Here is a 16,311-nt window from a genome sequence, read left to right as displayed (position 1 = left end):
AACCTAACCCATTCAGATTAGGCGACGACTGTTGATTATTTTACTGATACAAACTCAGGGTAAGCGCCGACACCACAATCGTGCATGTCCATACCTTCAAGTTCTTCATCTTCCGTTACTCGGATACCGATTGTTGCTTTAAGCACCGCCCATACTGCTAGGCTAGCACCGAATACCCATGCAAAGATGACTGCTGCACCCATTAGCTGAGCACCAAACGTTGCATCAGCGTTGCTTAGTGGCACAGCCATTAGACCGAAGAAACCACATACACCGTGTACAGAGATAGCACCTACTGGATCATCAATCTTAGCTTTGTCTAGAGCGATGATGCTGAATACAACCAATGCACCAGATACCGAACCAATCGCTACAGCAAATAGAGGTGATGGTGATAGAGGGTCTGCAGTGATTGCTACTAGGCCAGCTAACGCGCCGTTAAGAATCATTGTTAGGTCTGCTTTACCCCAAGTTGTTTTACATACTAGTAGTGCTGCAATTGCGCCTGCTGCTGCTGCTGCGTTGGTGTTAAGGAAGATTTGACCTACTGCTGTTGCGTTCTCAAAATCCGAAACCATCAGTTGAGAACCGCCGTTGAAACCGAACCAACCGAACCAAAGGATAAATGTACCTAGCGTTGCAAGTGGCATGTTTGAACCAGGAATCGGGTAGATTTCACCGTTCTTACCGTATTTACCTTTACGAGCACCGAGTAGTAGAACACCAGCTAACGCTGCTGCTGCACCAGCCATGTGTACGATACCTGAACCTGCGAAGTCACTGAAACCCGCTTCTGATAGGAAACCACCGCCCCAAGTCCAATAACCTTCAACAGGGTAAATGAACGCTGTTAGTACTACAGAGAAGATTAGGAATGACCAAAGCTTCATACGCTCAGCAACCGCACCAGATACTACAGACATTGCTGTTGCAACGAATACTACCTGGAAGAAGAAGTCTGATTCTAGAGAGTGATCTGCGCCTTCACCTTGTGTACCAATTAGAGTACCAAATGATGGCAACCAACCGCCTTCACCGTTGTCGACATACATGATGTTGTAACCAACCACTAAGAAAGCTGTACAAGCAATTGCGTACAAACAGATGTTCTTAGTTAAAATTTCTGTGGTGTTCTTTGAACGAACTAGGCCAGCTTCTAACATCGCGAAGCCTGCTGCCATCCACATTACCAACGCACCTGAAATGAGGAAGAAAAAAGTGTCTAGTGCGTAACGTAGTTCCGTTACTGTTGTTGTAAGTTCCATATTAAAGTCTCCAGTCCTTGTAATTCTTTAAAGTGCTTCAGCATCCATTTCACCAGTACGAATTCGTACGGCTTGGCTTAGGTCATACACAAAAATTTTGCCGTCGCCGATTTTTCCGGTGTGTGCCGCTTGGCTAATCGCTTCAACAACTCGGTCAACATTCTCAGCTTGGGTAGCAATCTCTAGCTTCACCTTTGGTAGGAAATCCACTTGGTACTCTGCACCACGATACAATTCAGTGTGTCCCTTCTGACGACCAAAGCCTTTCACTTCAGAAACAGTCATACCTTCAATACCCACATCAGAGAGCGCTTCGCGTACATCGTCTAATTTGAATGGCTTAACAATGGCATTTATTAATTTCATATTCGTTCCTTAAATTCTTACTTAATCCGTTAATTCTCTTATTACAATCCAAGTAGCGTGCCAAAAAGTTAAGTGCTTGATTTTAAATAAGATGAAGATAATAAGGTCGTAATAACGAAAAAGGCCGCACCAACATGGTGCAGCCTTTTCACTATCTTAATGCGCGATGCTCTTATTGCTCCAGTTTTGGGCAACGGAGCCTTCAAAGCTCTGAATGACTAACAAATAGGTCTTAGGACTAGTAACCTAAAAAATCCATCCAGCGTTCGATGAGCAGTTCGAAATCGTCGATTCCACAGCTTGCTTGGCTTTCACAGTTATAGAAGTCGAACTCACTGCCCTCTTCCATCTCTTGCTCATGCGCTAACACGTTTTCTTGAATCGTTACTTCGTCTTCATTAATCGCAAGGCTAATCTCTTTGCCAAGCAACGTCACTTCATTGCTCAAGTCCTGTCGAGATTGCTCAATCAACGCCATCACATGATCTAATTTTTGCTTATCTTTACCGATCTCTTCTTGAAGCCAACGGCCAACAATCTCATGGCCCATGCTGCATTTCACATAGTATTCACCCATTAGAGTGTTTCTAGTAAATTCAAACTCCATAACTCAACCTATACTGCATTAATACTCAAGCGATACTATTTCTGAGTATACCATTGTCTTGTCAGAAACGAGCGTATTGACGAATTTATCGTTACGATCCAACCTACACAGTCAATGAAGAGGAGGGCTCTATGCAGTTGAACGAAATGATTGCCAAACAAATTGTCGAACGAACCATGAAGATCATCCCACACTCGATTAATGTGATGGATAATAAAGGTCGCATTATTGGATCCAGTGATCCTACTCGCTTATACCAAAAACATGAAGGAGCGGTACTTGCCATCACCGAATCACGAGTCGTTAATATTGACGAAGCCACTGCCGAACACCTAAAAGGGGTTAAGCCTGGAGTTAATTTACCGATTCTATTTCAGGATAATGTCATTGGGGCGATTGGGGTTTCTGGGACACTGCAGCAAGTTCATCATTTTGGTGAGCTGGTGAAGATGACCGCTGAGCTTATTGTTGAACAAGCTGTACTTATGTCTCAAGTAGAATGGAATAAGAGGCATCGTGAAGAATTGGTATTGCAATTAATCCGAGGTAGCACGCTTAATGACATGCAACTGCAATCCATCGCACAGCGTCTGGATCTCGACCTTGCACAACCGCGGATTGCCGCCATCGTCAAGGTGTTACCGATAGGAGACACTGCGCCTTCATTGGAAAACTTACAGCAATTAGTACATTTACTTGAATATCCCGAGCGCGATAATTTAGTCGGTATCTTGTCTGTTTCACAAAACGAAGTGGTGGTACTCAAGCCTATAACCCTGATAGGGAACAGCTGGTCCAAGGATGCAGAAGCCAAGCGCGTGAAATTGCTACTCAAAAGAATAAAGAAAGAAGCTAAGTTTCAAATCAAGATTGCGCTTGGGGATTACTTTACCGGACTTTCTGGTTTAGCACGCTCATATGATACCGCTGAGCTCACTATGCGCAGTGTCGGTAACCGCCCCGGAGACATGTTTTTCTATCAAGACTATCGACTGCCGGCCATTATGAGTAGCCTGTTACAAGATCCATGGATTCGTGAGCAACTGGAGCAGTCTTACCTACATCTTCAACAACAGGACAGTAAAGGGATACTGATCAAAACTTTGAAGACATATTTAAAGCAGAACTGTGATTCAGCTCTCACCTGTAACGAACTACATATCCATCGCAATACGCTACGCTATCGAACAGACAAGATAAACCAAATAACATCATTAAATATCAACAATATAGACGATCTATTTCAACTCTACATTGCAATAAATCTATTCCACTGGTCGAGCTAAAAAATGTGCAACTGCACAATTTAAAAGGACCGATTTGAGCACTTATTTGTAGAGAATGACAAAGACTTACCAACCCTATATCTTTATATTTGCCGAAAATGACACATCGTTATCTGGGAAATAGAACATGATTGAAGTTTCAACTCTTGGCGCACTTTCAGCATTGATTGTTGCTATCGCGCTCATTCTTAAAAAAGTGCCACCCACCTACGGCATGATCATCGGTGCTTTGGTTGGCGGCGTGGTTGGCGGCGTTTCTCTCACCGAAACCGTTGAGTTAATGATAGGTGGTGCCCAAGGGATCGTCACTTCAGTGATGCGAATTCTCGCCGCTGGTGTGTTGGCCGGCGTACTAATTGAATCAGGGGCGGCTACCTCGATTGCAGAATCCATCATCAAAAAAGTAGGCGAAACTCGCGCCTTACTTGCTCTTGCCATTGCGACCATGATTTTAACCGCTGTTGGCGTTTTCGTTGATGTGGCCGTTATCACGGTTTCTCCTATTGCACTGGCTATTGCTCGCCGCGCAGACCTTTCTAAAACCGCGATCCTTTTGGCGATGGTGGGCGGCGGTAAAGCAGGTAATGTCATGTCGCCTAACCCAAATGCCATTGCGGCGGCTGATGCGTTCAATGTTCCGTTAACCTCTGTGATGGCTGCAGGCGTGATTCCGGGTCTATTTGGGCTGCTTTTCGCCTACTTCTTGGCAAAGCGCCTCGTCAATAAAGGTTCAAAAGTAGCGGAAAGTGAAGTGGTCAAAGCGGATCAAAGTTCACTGCCAAGCTTTTCTTCTTCAATCGTTGCACCGTTAGTGGCTATTGCCCTACTCGCGCTGCGACCACTCGCTGATATCAATGTTGATCCTCTAATTGCATTACCCTTGGGTGGATTGCTGGGTGCACTGGCTATGGGTCGCTTCAAACAAGCCAATAGCTTTGCGGTTTCAGGCTTGTCACGTATGGCACCGGTTGCTGTAATGCTACTGGGCACAGGAACCATTGCAGGCATCATTGCTAACTCAGGACTAAAAGCTGATCTGATTGAAGTGCTGACGATGTCTGGGCTGCCTTCTTACTTACTTGCTCCGTTTTCTGGCGCACTGATGGCACTATCAACCGCATCGACAACTGCCGGAACAGTAGTGGCATCGAATGTATTTGCCAGCACCATTCTTGAGCTAGGTGTTCCAGCTCTCGCAGGCGCAGCAATGATCCACTCTGGTGCGACAGTACTTGACCATATGCCACATGGTAGCTTCTTCCATGCCACGGGTGGTGCGGTACATATGAGTATTCATGAACGTCTAAAACTCATCCCTCATGAGTCAGCGGTCGGTCTTGTTATCACCTTCGTCTCAGTAATGATCTTCGGTGTATTTGGTCTGTTTGTTTAAGTTTAAAGGTATCAAAATGAAAATTGTAATTGCTCCTGACTCATATAAAGAAAGCCTATCAGCAATGGGCGTTGCTCAAGCGATTGAAGATGGCTTTAAACAGCTAATACCAAACGCCGAATACGTAAAATTACCAATGGCTGATGGTGGTGAAGGCACAGTACAATCTCTGGTGGATGCGACCAATGGCTCTATCATCCAACATCCAGTGATTGGTCCATTAGGTGAAATTGTCGAAGGCTTCTACGGTATGTTCGGTGACGGTAAAACTGCCATTATTGAAATGGCGGCCGCTTCCGGCCTAGATTTAGTCTCTCCAGAACAACGTAATCCACTAAAAACCACTACCTATGGTACGGGTGAGTTGATCAAAGCCGTATTAGATAAAGGTGTTGAGCATATTATTATTGGCATTGGTGGTAGTGCGACCAATGATGGTGGCTTAGGAATGGCTCAAGCGCTAGGCATTCGTATGCTAGATGCAGAGGGTCACGAGCTGGTGTTTGGTGGTGGTGAACTGTCAAAACTGACAACCATTGATCTCACCAACCTCGACCCACGCCTACAAAACGTACGCTTAGAGGTCGCTTGTGATGTCGATAATCCATTATGCGGACCAAAAGGGGCATCACAGGTATTCGGTCCGCAAAAAGGCGCAACACCAGAAATGGTTGAGCTGTTAGATGCTAACCTTGCTCATTATGCCAGTATCATGAAAAACCAGTTAGGCGTCGATGTCATTGATCTCCCTGGTGCTGGCGCGGCAGGCGGTCTAGGCGCGGCACTTGTTGGCCTGTTAAATGCGGAGCTTCGCCCTGGTATTAACATCGTAATGGACGCCGTCAATTTAGATGAAATAGTCTCAGATGCTGATCTTGTGATTACAGGAGAGGGGCGCATTGATAGCCAAACCATTCATGGCAAAACACCGATTGGTGTCGCTCGCACAGCCAAAAAACATAAACTGCCTGTCATCGGTATTGCCGGCTGTCTAGCCAGTGATTGTGGTGTGGTTCATGAGCATGGTATCGACGCGGTATTTGCGGTAGTGAACCGTTCAGTAGACTTGCCGACAGCTTTGGCTGAAGCGGCTGAAAATATTGAACTTACTGCTCGCAATGTTGCAGCAATGTATACGATTAAGCACTAATCGAGCTCTCTGTAAGCTAAAAGCAATTTTCGCTGTATGCTAAAAGCAATTAAGGCCGCTATTCACAGCGGCCTTAATTATATTTACAACAAAATCAGACGTTACGCAGGCTCTTGGAAGATAACCGTGTCTGCTTTTTCCGTGTACTGACCCATTTTATGGAAGTTCAGGTAACGGTATGTATCAGCAGCGGTTGCATTAATCTTCTCAGCGTACTCTAAGTACTCTTCTTTCGTTGGGATGCGACCTAGAATCGCGCCAACAGCAGAAAGCTCAGCAGAAGCCAGATAAACGTTCGCGCCATTACCTAAGCGGTTCGGGAAGTTACGCGTTGACGTCGACATAACCGTCGAAGCATCAGCAACACGAGCTTGGTTACCCATACATAGTGAACAGCCAGGAGTTTCGATACGTACCCCAGCACGACCGAAGATGCCGTAGTAGCCTTCTTCTGTCAGTTGGTCTTTATCCATCTTCGTTGGCGGAGCCACCCATAGGCGAGTATTTAGCGAGCCGTTAAACTCTTCTAGCATCTTACCAGCGGCACGGAAGTGGCCGATGTTGGTCATACAAGAACCGATGAACACTTCTTGAATCTCTGTGCCTTGAACGTCAGATAGAAGACGAGCATCATCTGGATCGTTTGGTGCACATAGGATTGGTTGATCGATATCAGCAAGGTCAATCTCGATAACGTGCGCGTATTCCGCATCTGAATCAGCAGACAGCAACTCAGGGTTAGCTAGCCACTCTTCCATTGCTGTAATACGACGCTCAATCGTACGAACATCACCGTAACCTTCAGCGATCATCCACTTCAGCATCACGATGTTCGAGTTCAAGTACTCAGAGATAGACTCTTCAGAAAGCTTAACGGTACAACCTGCAGCAGAACGCTCAGCAGATGCATCAGAAAGCTCAAATGCTTGCTCAACAGATAAGTGCTCAACACCTTCAATTTCTAGTACACGACCAGAGAATTCGTTGATCTTACCTGCTTTCTCTACCGTTAGTAGGCCTTGCTTGATGCCGTAAAGAGGAATGGCATGTACTAGGTCACGTAGCGTGATACCCGGTTGCATTTCACCTTTAAAGCGAACCAAGATAGATTCAGGCATATCAAGAGGCATAACGCCTGTTGCTGCAGCAAATGCTACCAAGCCAGAACCCGCAGGGAATGAAATACCTAGAGGGAAACGAGTATGCGAGTCACCACCTGTACCTACAGTATCAGGAAGAAGCATACGGTTTAGCCATGAGTGGATAACGCCATCACCCGGACGAAGTGAAACACCCGCACGATTCATGATGAAATCAGGTAGCGTATGGTGAGTGTTTACATCGACTGGTTTAGGGTATGCCGATGTGTGACAGAAAGACTGCATTACAAGGTCTGCAGAGAAACCAAGACACGCCAGATCTTTAAGCTCATCACGAGTCATAGGACCGGTCGTATCTTGAGAACCGACTGTCGTCATTTTAGGTTCACAGTACTGACCAGCACGAACACCTTCAACGCCACATGCTTTACCAACCATCTTCTGAGCTAGCGTGTAGCCTTTATCAGATGCAGATGGATCGATTGGTTTAGCAAACAGATCCGTTTCAGCTAGACCTAGAGCGTCACGAGCACGACCCGTTAGACCACGACCGATGATCAGTGGAATACGGCCACCAGCACGCACTTCATCAAGAAGTACTTTGCTTAGCTCAAAGTTTGAAATCACAGAACCGTTCTTGTGAACAACACCTTCGTACGGGTAGATATCAATGATATCGCCCATGTTCATGTCTTGTACGTTCAGTTCAATGGGTAGTGCGCCTGAATCTTCCATTGTGTTGTAGAAGATTGGTGCAATTTTACCACCAAGACAAACACCGCCAGTACGCTTGTTTGGTACGAATGGGATATCTTCACCCATGAACCAAAGTACTGAGTTTGTTGCCGATTTACGTGAAGAACCTGTACCAACAACATCACCAACGTAAGCCAGTGGAATGCCATCTTTTTGCATTTCTTCAATTTGTTTGATTGGACCAACGCTACCCTGTTCATCAGGAGTAATGCCATCACGTTCCATCTTCAGCATCGCTTTCGCGTGTACTGGGATGTCAGGACGTGACCATGCATCAGGCGCTGGAGATAGGTCATCGGTGTTCGTTTCACCAGTGACTTTAAATACTTTTACTGTGATTTTTTCTGCTACTTTATCTTTCGCTGTAAACCATTCAGCATCAGCCCAAGATTGAAGTACTTGTTGTGCAGCAGCATTGCCAGCTTTCGCTTTCTCTTCTACGTCATAGAACGCATCGAACATCAGTAGAGTATGAGATAGCGCTTTAACAGCGATTGGAGCAAGCTCAGCATCGTCTAGTAGAGATACTAGAGATTCGATGTTGTAACCGCCTTGCATGGTACCAAGCAGTTCTGCAGCTTTTGCTTTGCTTACTAGTGGCGAAGCTACTTCACCTTTAGTGATAGCCGTAAGGAAGCCAGCTTTTACGTAAGCAGCTTCATCTACACCCGGTGGAATGCGATTTTCTAGTAGGTCAAGAATGATTTCTTCTTCACCTTGAGGTGGATTCTTCAGAAGTTCAACTAGGCCAGCTACCTGCTCAGCATCTAGTGGTTTTGGAACAACTCCTTCGGCAGCACGTTCTTCGACGTGTTTACGGTAGGCTTCAAGCACGACTTTTTTCCTCTCATTGCGGTTCACTTCTTCCCTTCATAATTGTTAGTAAAATAAAGAAGTGAACATCCTTGGAAACTTGGCTCTCCATTGCCATTTTTGTCATTCAATTTGTATTGATGAGCGGCGTCATAGAGGCCAAACTGTGGGCGGTAGAATAGCAAATTTAACGTTAAATTAAAATCTTATCATTTTGACCAACATAGCAAGTTAAGACGAAAGTCCCACTATTTTGCCTAATTACGCACTTAAATGGCTGCTCTACGCATGATTATTTGTAGGAAGTACCGACAATCAAATAGACCGAATCATAGTTATCTTCAGTTCGGCCATAAGCCAAAATGATCGGTCCTATTGGCGAATCAACACCAGCAAAAACAGAACCTGCGGTGTACATTGGTGCTTCATCAATGGTTAAATCATTGTTCGACCAAACACCACCATGTTCTATGGATGCACCTACGTAGAACGGTGATTTAAAGAGGCCGAAGTCATTTTCAAACCACTTATAACGATAGATAAGGCTGGTGTAGGCCAAGTTCTGACCTATCATACTATTCCTTGGAATACCTGACAGGTTTAAGAAGCCACCAAGCTCTTTGGGGTCGATTGGAAAAACAGAGTTTTTACTTTCTACAATTCCGTAATCAAGCTTTGCGACTAAAGTATGCTTCTCAATACTCTTTGCTGCCATGAAATTAGCCGAAAACTCATAAACAGTATCGCTTTCAGACCCTAGATCCGGGGTATCTCCAGACGTGTTGTCCTCAAAGTCATCATGGGAAACAAGATATTCTAAATCGACAAAGTAACCTTTCGTTGGCAAACTAAAATTATCTAAAGTATCGAGTCGATAACTAATAAACCCGCCTATACGTGTATACGCTCCGTTACCAAAAGATGGTAGCGAAGAAACCTCCAAACCCCCATCAGTATAACGAGCACCAAATTTCAGTTCTTGCCACAACGTCGGTTGATAGCCTAATGCCAATTCACCGACATATTCACTATAAATCAGTGGGACATAGTCTGTAGTCGCTTCTAATGTCGGTTCTCCAACCTCCCCCTCAACCACGGACAAATTTCTGTTTTCCTTACTGTAAACAATCGATGCAGAAGTGAACAGTTTTTGACTCGAAAAGAAGGGCGAGTAAAGTTCCGCTTCAATTCGTTTGTCAGTACCCATCTCGACGTTAGTTCTTAGCTCTGCACCATGCTTATTAATATCGGTAAAGTTGGCTGAGACACCGATCGAGTACTGACTGGTAGTAGAGAAATCATCTTCAAGAAAGAATCGAAAGTTGAGGTAGTTTGGGCCCCAAGACTTTTCGTTCACATCGACTTGAAGTTGATCTTCACCGTCAACGTTGTCAAATTCATAAGTGACCAACTCAAATCTATCCAGTGCATAGAGATCTTTCACTTTAGATTCGATTTCACTGGTTTTCAAAACCTCACCAGAATCGAGATTTAAGCGGTTTTCGATCAACTTATCTGAATAGTGGGTGTTGTTGTTGATGACAACCCTATCGACGACAGTCTTATCGCCATGTTTCAGCTGTCTGCGTGCTTTTTGTTTGTCCTCGATATAATGCTGATAATCGGCATTTGAGAGCGATAGCTTAGAAAGTTCATCAGTATGCTGCTTAGCGGCTTCATAGCCCGCGAGGAAAGCCGATGGCATTTTATCAAAGTCAGTCGTCTCCATTTGCCCAACATCAGGACGCAGGAAAACATCATCATCAGTCAGTGTTTCAGCTTGCTCTTGAGTGCTGCGTTGGACCAAATAATTCGAGAGTTGGTCAGCTGCCGCTAGAAAATTCGTGAAGTCTTCTTTGCCTTTGTAATTGGTACTGATATCCACCGCAATGACGATGTCCGCGCCCATCGCTCTAGCAACGTCGACTGGCATATTATTGGTGACACCACCATCAACCAGCATTCGGCCATCTAATTCATAAGGGGGAAGCGCTCCGGGAACTGACATACTGGCCATCATCGCATCAACAAGGTGACCATGGTCGATGACCACTTCTTCAAGCTCAATAATGTCGGTTGCGACTGAACGGTAGGGAATAGCAAGATGGTCAAAAGAGTCGAGTGGAGATAGGTTACCTGTAGTCTCACGCAGAATACGCAACATATTCTGACCTTGAACCACGCCTTTCCTAGCTTTGATTTCGCCCCAACCTAAACCGAGATCGGTGTTCAGTTGGTAACGGTCTTCATATTCTTTGTCACGCACTCGGCGATCACTACGGTTAACGCGATCACGATAGCCGCGATTCCAATCAACCGTATAAATAAAACTTTCAATCTCATCAGCACTCATCCCTGTCGCATAAAGCCCACCAACGTAAGAGCCCATGCTGGTACCGGTAATGTAATCGACCGGAATTTGCATCTCTTCTAGCGCTTTAAGTACACCAATGTGAGCCGCTCCTTTGGCTCCTCCACCAGCAAGCACAACAGCAACGGTTGGTCTTTTATGAGCTTGTCCAGCTTGCTGAGATTGTTCCACCGGTGTCACAGTAGATGCAAACAGCTGAAAACTGATCACAGTACCGACAATGCCTAAGCCGCTCACCATCCAACGAGAAATCATTCTTTAAACTATCCTTGTCATTCTTTTCTTTTACGACTTTACCACTGAAAAAGCTTTTTTAGCCACTGTTTTGGTTGACTTTCACAACCCTTTTTAATGTTTCCATTCTCATCCCAAACCGGCAGTTTAACCGTACCGTCACAGTCAAACTCTAAAGCCCCTTGAGAAGTTCGAGTAAAACTTGCCGTCGTAATGCCATTCGGCCAAGGCAACAGTAACTGCTCTGGAGTTCGATGTTTCAGATAATCGGCATAAACACGTAGCGCACCACTAGAGCCCGTGAGTTTAGTCGGCTTATTATCATCGCGCCCTAGCCAGATGGTAGTGACTTCGCGACCATCAACACCCACGAACCAACTGTCTCGGCTGTCATTACTGGTGCCCGTTTTACCGGCTAATCCTGCCCATGCAAACTGACCTTGTAGGAAACGGCCCGTGCCTTCCGACACGCCACGTTTCATTGCATAGGTTGTAAGCCAAGCGGCTTGCTGGTCAACGCTTTGTGATACACGAGGGATCGACTGATACAGAACCTCGCCATCGTTATCAACAACTGAGCGAAGCGCAGACAAAGGTGCTATACGCCCAGAATTGGTAATGGTTTGATACATCTGCGCAACTTGGAACGGAGTCAGTGAGAACGAACCCAAAAACATCGACGGCACTGGGCGAATCTCATTTTTATCGACCCCCAGTTTTCCAATCGTATCCGAGACACTATCAATGCCTAATTGCATGCCTAAACGAACAGTAGGTACGTTGTAAGACTTAGAAAGCGCCACATACAAAGGCACATCGCCACGGAACTTACGATCGAAGTTTCTCGGGCTCCACACGCTACCTTTACTGCCTTTCAAGCTCAGTGGCGTGTCTTTCAATGTTGTCGCCAACGTGTACTTCTGAGGCTGCTCTAGTGCGGTTAAGTAAATTGCAGGCTTGACCAAAGAACCAATTGGGCGACTCGCGTTCAAGGCACGGTTAAAGCCATCGTAGCCAGTACGCTTACCACCGACCATCGCCCGGATTTCACCGGTATTTCTATCCACGGCAATAGCTGCTGCTTCCAGCTTATTACCTGCGGTTTTCGATAAATCAGGCACCTTACGAGCAATCGACTTCTCTAACTTGTCTTGAGATACCGGATCCAGAGAGGTAAAGACTCGAATCCCTTTTTTCGCCTCAAATCGATCGCCGACATACTTCTTAAGCTCAATGTTTACTTGTTGGAAATAAGCGGGCTGACGGCTAGCAATGCGTGGGTTGTCTTGAATATCCAAATCACGACTCGCCGCCTCTTCGTATTGTCGCGGAGTTAAGATGTCTTGTTGCATCAATAAGCGAAGAACCAGATCGCGTCGAGTCTTAGCACGCTCAGGATAGCGAACCGGATTGTAATACGACGGTCCTTTCACCATACCCACCAGCAGTGCTAGCTGATCGATGCGCAGCTCTTGAATAGGTTGACCAAAATACAAACGAGACGCTAAACCGAAGCCATGAATCGCTTGCCCACCATTCTGTCCAAGATAAACCTCATTTAAGTAAGCCTCTAGGATACGGTCTTTGCTGTAACGATGGTCTAAGATAAGTGCAATGTAGGCTTCACGAACCTTACGCCACAATGTACGTTCACTGGACAGGAACAGGTTTTTTGCCAACTGTTGTGTCAGCGTACTACCACCTTGTACCGTTCGCCCAGCTTTGACGTTAACGACCATTGCACGAGCGATGGCCAGTGGCGACACACCATCGTGTTGATAGAAGTTTCGGTCTTCGGTTGCCAGTAAGGCATCAACCATCACTTCTGGGAACTGATTGCGTTTTAAGAACAGGCGCTGCTCATCGTTACTTTTCTCAAGCATGCCAAGCATTTTCGGTTCAACACGCAGGTAGCCCATGTCGCCTTTCTTCTCCAGCGACTGAATACGAGTTAATTCGTTACCATTGAAGTGCAGCATCACATGACGATCCGCTTCCGGTCCATCAACAAACTCGAACGGACGACGAATCATTTCAATCTTGGTCGAAGAAGAAGAGTATTCGCCTGGGTGACGAGGCGCGTTCACCTTACGGTAATTAAGTACATCGAGCTCATTCTTAACCTGAACCAAACTCACCGGAGTTCCCGGAGACAGGTCTAGCACTCGCGCATAAACCACGGTTGGCAAATCAAACAGCTGACCTTCAAAGCGCTGTTTGACCACAGAATCAAGATAAATACCGACGAACAACAGCAATGCCGCAAGCGCTAAGCCCGCTTTCCAAGAAATGCCCCATAGGATCTTCAACCAACCTCTTTTGCCAGATTTCTTAGCCTTAGGTTTGGTCTTTTTCGCAGCCGCTCTTGGTTTTCTTGGCTTGGCTTTGGTCGCTGGTGACTTCTTTGCTGGCGCTTTTTTAGGTGGTGCCTTTTTTGGCGTTAACATTTTGGTCATCATCGATTCAACTGTCGTTTGGTTTTAGTGGTTGCTACATGGTTAGCAGGGTCATCCGGCCAAGGATGTTTTGGGTAACGGCCCTTCATCTCTTTTTGTACTTCTTTGTACGCGCCAGCCCAAAAGCCAGCTAAATCTTGAGTAATTTGTAGTGGTCGCTGTGCTGGAGAAAGGAGCTCAAGCACTACTTTTTTACGCCCTTGCGCGATCAATGGCGAGTCTTGTTCGCCAAAGACTTCCTGCATTCGCACTGAGATCACTGGTTCAGATTGATATTGATAACGAATGGCCTTCTTGCTGCCTGTTGGCATCAGATAGTGCGTTGGCAACCATTGGTCGATTTCTTGATTCAAAGGCCAACCAAGATAAGCCGACAATGCTTGCTCAATCGAAACACTAGCCAGCCCTTTTGCCGACTTAATGCCATTCAGATAGGGAGATAGCCACTCATCAAGGTGTTCAATCAAACTCGCATCGTCCATCGCTGGCCAATCATGCTCAGGCATCCAAAGCTCTGCACAGCGTACACGCTCAACCAACTGCTTAGCCGAAGCTGTCCAATTTAAGCGATCCAACCCACATCGAGCGACATAATTGAGCAGCGCTTGGCTCGCCTGATTCGCATCGGGATCAGGTAAAGCTTTGGTGCTGATAATCAACTTGCCCAGAGATACACGCTGCTCAGCAACTAAACGGCCACATTTCTCATCCCAATCGGCGTAATCGGAACGCACAAACAGTTTTGGAAATTCAGCTTCTAACTGTGCGATATCAACCGCGGTGGCTAAGAAAATCTGACTGGCTCGCCCTGTGCTGCGCATCAAATCAATCACTACGATATAGTTATTGTTCGCCAGTGGATCATCATCACGAACCTCAGCACCGTGGCCATTCGCCAAAAGGAAAGCACTGCTGGTCGCGCTTCTCACTTGTGCAATCCGGTCTGGGAAGGCAAAACAAAGCACTAATGGTAGCAATGATTCGTCAGCTTGTGACAAATCTAAGTGATGATTGAGTTTGCTCGCGAGACTTTTCGCTCGCTGCATCACAACGCTATTTTTGGAATGTTTTCTTTGCTTAAGTCGATGCAAAGAGTGTTGAATATCCGTCACATTGCGCTCCGGCTCTTCCAGCAAAGCAGCAGCAACAATCGCGACATTCAACAGAGCAGGACTACCTTGCTGCGCTTTAACCAACATGCTGGCAATACGAGGCTCTAGACCTAAACGTTGGACCTGTTTTCCTAATGCCGTAAATTGACCATTATCGTCTAACAATTCAAGAGTCTGTAAGAGTCGCTTGGCTTGCCCGATAGAAGCTTTGGGTGGAACGTCTAACCATTGCAGTTCATCAGCACTCGCAGCGCCCCATTGCGTCAATTCAGACACCAGCGAAGACAAATCAGAATGAAGAATTTCAGGTTCTGGTATAGCTGGTTGCTGCATCAGCTGCGTTTCGCTGTACAAACGAACGCACAAGCCCTCTTCAATTCGTCCCGCACGGCCCGCTCGTTGTTCAGCTGAAGATTGCGAGATTTTCACTTGCTCAAGCTTAGTAATACCGGTTTTCAGATCGAACTTCGCCACACGTTCAAGCCCAGAATCAACCACCAATCGAATACCTTCAATCGTCAAAGAAGTCTCAGCAATATTGGTCGCTAACACCACCTTTCGACGCCCTTTCTCTGATGGCGCGATCGCTTTCTGCTGCTGAGAAAAGCTGAGTTGCCCATACAGAGGACACACATCGATATCATTGGCGAATTGTTCTAGTTGAGATTCCACCTGCTTAATCGCAGAAACGCCCGGCAAAAAGGCCAGAAGTGAGCCTAACTCTTTCTCCATCAGCGAACGAATCACGTTAGCCATTTTAGGGGCTAGATATTCATTTGCACTAAGAGGCTGATAACGGAAATCGACCGGAAAGGTGCGACCTTGTGATTCAACGTATTTGGCATTCGGCAGCAAAGTTTGCAGAGCTTGTTGATCTAAAGTTGCCGACATCACTACCACTTTCAGATCGTCACGCAACGCCTCTTGGATCTCTAAGCTAAACGCCAATGCGGTATCGGCGTGAATACTGCGCTCGTGAAATTCATCAAAGATCACCATATCAACCCCAGTTAATTCAGGGTCGGTTTGGATCATTCTTGTCATGATCCCTTCAGTAACAATCTCTAAGCGAGTCGCACTGCTGCTTTTAGATTCACCACGAACTCTAAAGCCAATGCTCTCTCCCACCTTTTCTCCCAATTGGCTCGCTAAGTAAGTAGCAATATTCCTTGCAGCCAAACGCCTCGGTTCAAGCATGATGATTTTGCCTTGAACGGCGTTGGTCTTAACTAACTGTAAAGGGAAGAATGTTGACTTACCCGCACCGGGAGCGGCCTTTAGAATAAGTTGAGTGTGTGTTTCTACGCCAGCGAGCAGATCTGGCATCACAGCTTCTATGGGCAGTTGTGGCAATGGGAGAACCTTGTGGTGTAATGTTGGCAACATTGTACATAAAAACCTA

General features: G+C 46.0%; 10 protein-coding genes. 3 read left to right on the top strand and 7 right to left on the bottom strand.

Annotation, left to right across the window (positions count from 1 at the left end; translation table 11 throughout):
* Positions 1–35: 35 nt before the first annotated feature.
* From AB4323_RS11620 to AB4323_RS11610, 3 genes are all read right to left on the bottom strand, one after another.
* Positions 36–1,265 (bottom strand): ammonium transporter, encoded by a 1,230-nt coding sequence (locus tag AB4323_RS11620; protein ID WP_017059420.1) that lies wholly within the window; start codon positions 1,263–1,265, stop codon positions 36–38.
* Between the two features lie 27 nt (positions 1,266–1,292).
* Entirely contained in the window at positions 1,293–1,631 is a 339-nt protein-coding gene (gene glnK, locus AB4323_RS11615) for a P-II family nitrogen regulator (protein WP_004738200.1), read from the bottom strand.
* A gap of 238 nt (positions 1,632–1,869) precedes the next feature.
* Positions 1,870–2,238 (bottom strand): YacL family protein, encoded by a 369-nt coding sequence (locus AB4323_RS11610; RefSeq protein WP_019824378.1) that lies wholly within the window; start codon positions 2,236–2,238, stop codon positions 1,870–1,872.
* A 131-nt stretch (positions 2,239–2,369) separates the two neighbouring features.
* Between AB4323_RS11610 and AB4323_RS11605 the strand changes: the two genes are divergently transcribed.
* The 3 genes from AB4323_RS11605 (at position 2,370) to AB4323_RS11595 (ending at position 6,067) form a co-directional block, all read left to right on the top strand.
* Positions 2,370–3,524, top strand: a complete 1,155-nt coding sequence (locus AB4323_RS11605; protein ID WP_017066809.1) for a sugar diacid recognition domain-containing protein — start codon at positions 2,370–2,372, stop codon at positions 3,522–3,524.
* 127 nt (positions 3,525–3,651) lie between these two features.
* Positions 3,652–4,917 carry a GntP family permease gene (locus AB4323_RS11600; protein WP_372152519.1) on the top strand — a complete coding sequence of 422 codons (1,266 nt, stop codon included), beginning with the start codon at positions 3,652–3,654 and terminating at the stop codon, positions 4,915–4,917.
* Between the two features lie 16 nt (positions 4,918–4,933).
* Positions 4,934–6,067 carry a glycerate kinase gene (locus tag AB4323_RS11595; protein ID WP_017059424.1) on the top strand — a complete coding sequence of 378 codons (1,134 nt, stop codon included), beginning with the start codon at positions 4,934–4,936 and terminating at the stop codon, positions 6,065–6,067.
* A 101-nt stretch (positions 6,068–6,168) separates the two neighbouring features.
* Here AB4323_RS11595 and acnB read toward each other — a convergent pair whose 3' ends face one another.
* The 4 genes from acnB to hrpB form a co-directional block, all read right to left on the bottom strand.
* Entirely contained in the window at positions 6,169–8,757 is a 2,589-nt protein-coding gene (gene acnB, locus AB4323_RS11590) for a bifunctional aconitate hydratase 2/2-methylisocitrate dehydratase (protein ID WP_017059425.1), read from the bottom strand.
* Positions 8,758–9,028: 271 nt separating this feature from the next.
* Positions 9,029–11,362, bottom strand: a complete 2,334-nt coding sequence (locus tag AB4323_RS11585) for a patatin-like phospholipase family protein (RefSeq protein WP_372152516.1) — start codon at positions 11,360–11,362, stop codon at positions 9,029–9,031.
* Positions 11,363–11,400: 38 nt separating this feature from the next.
* Positions 11,401–13,800 (bottom strand): penicillin-binding protein 1B, encoded by a 2,400-nt coding sequence (mrcB, locus tag AB4323_RS11580; RefSeq protein WP_102331931.1) that lies wholly within the window; start codon positions 13,798–13,800, stop codon positions 11,401–11,403.
* Positions 13,797–16,295, bottom strand: coding sequence for an ATP-dependent helicase HrpB (hrpB, locus tag AB4323_RS11575; RefSeq protein ID WP_372152514.1), 2,499 nt, complete (start codon positions 16,293–16,295; stop codon positions 13,797–13,799). The genes mrcB and hrpB overlap by 4 nt, the downstream gene beginning before the upstream one ends.
* Positions 16,296–16,311: the final 16 nt, after the last annotated feature.

This window comes from Vibrio sp. 10N.261.52.C11 (assembly GCF_041471405.1).
Taxonomy (GTDB): Bacteria; Pseudomonadota; Gammaproteobacteria; order Enterobacterales; family Vibrionaceae; genus Vibrio; species Vibrio crassostreae_C.
This window is presented reverse-complemented; position numbering and strand designations above follow the sequence as displayed.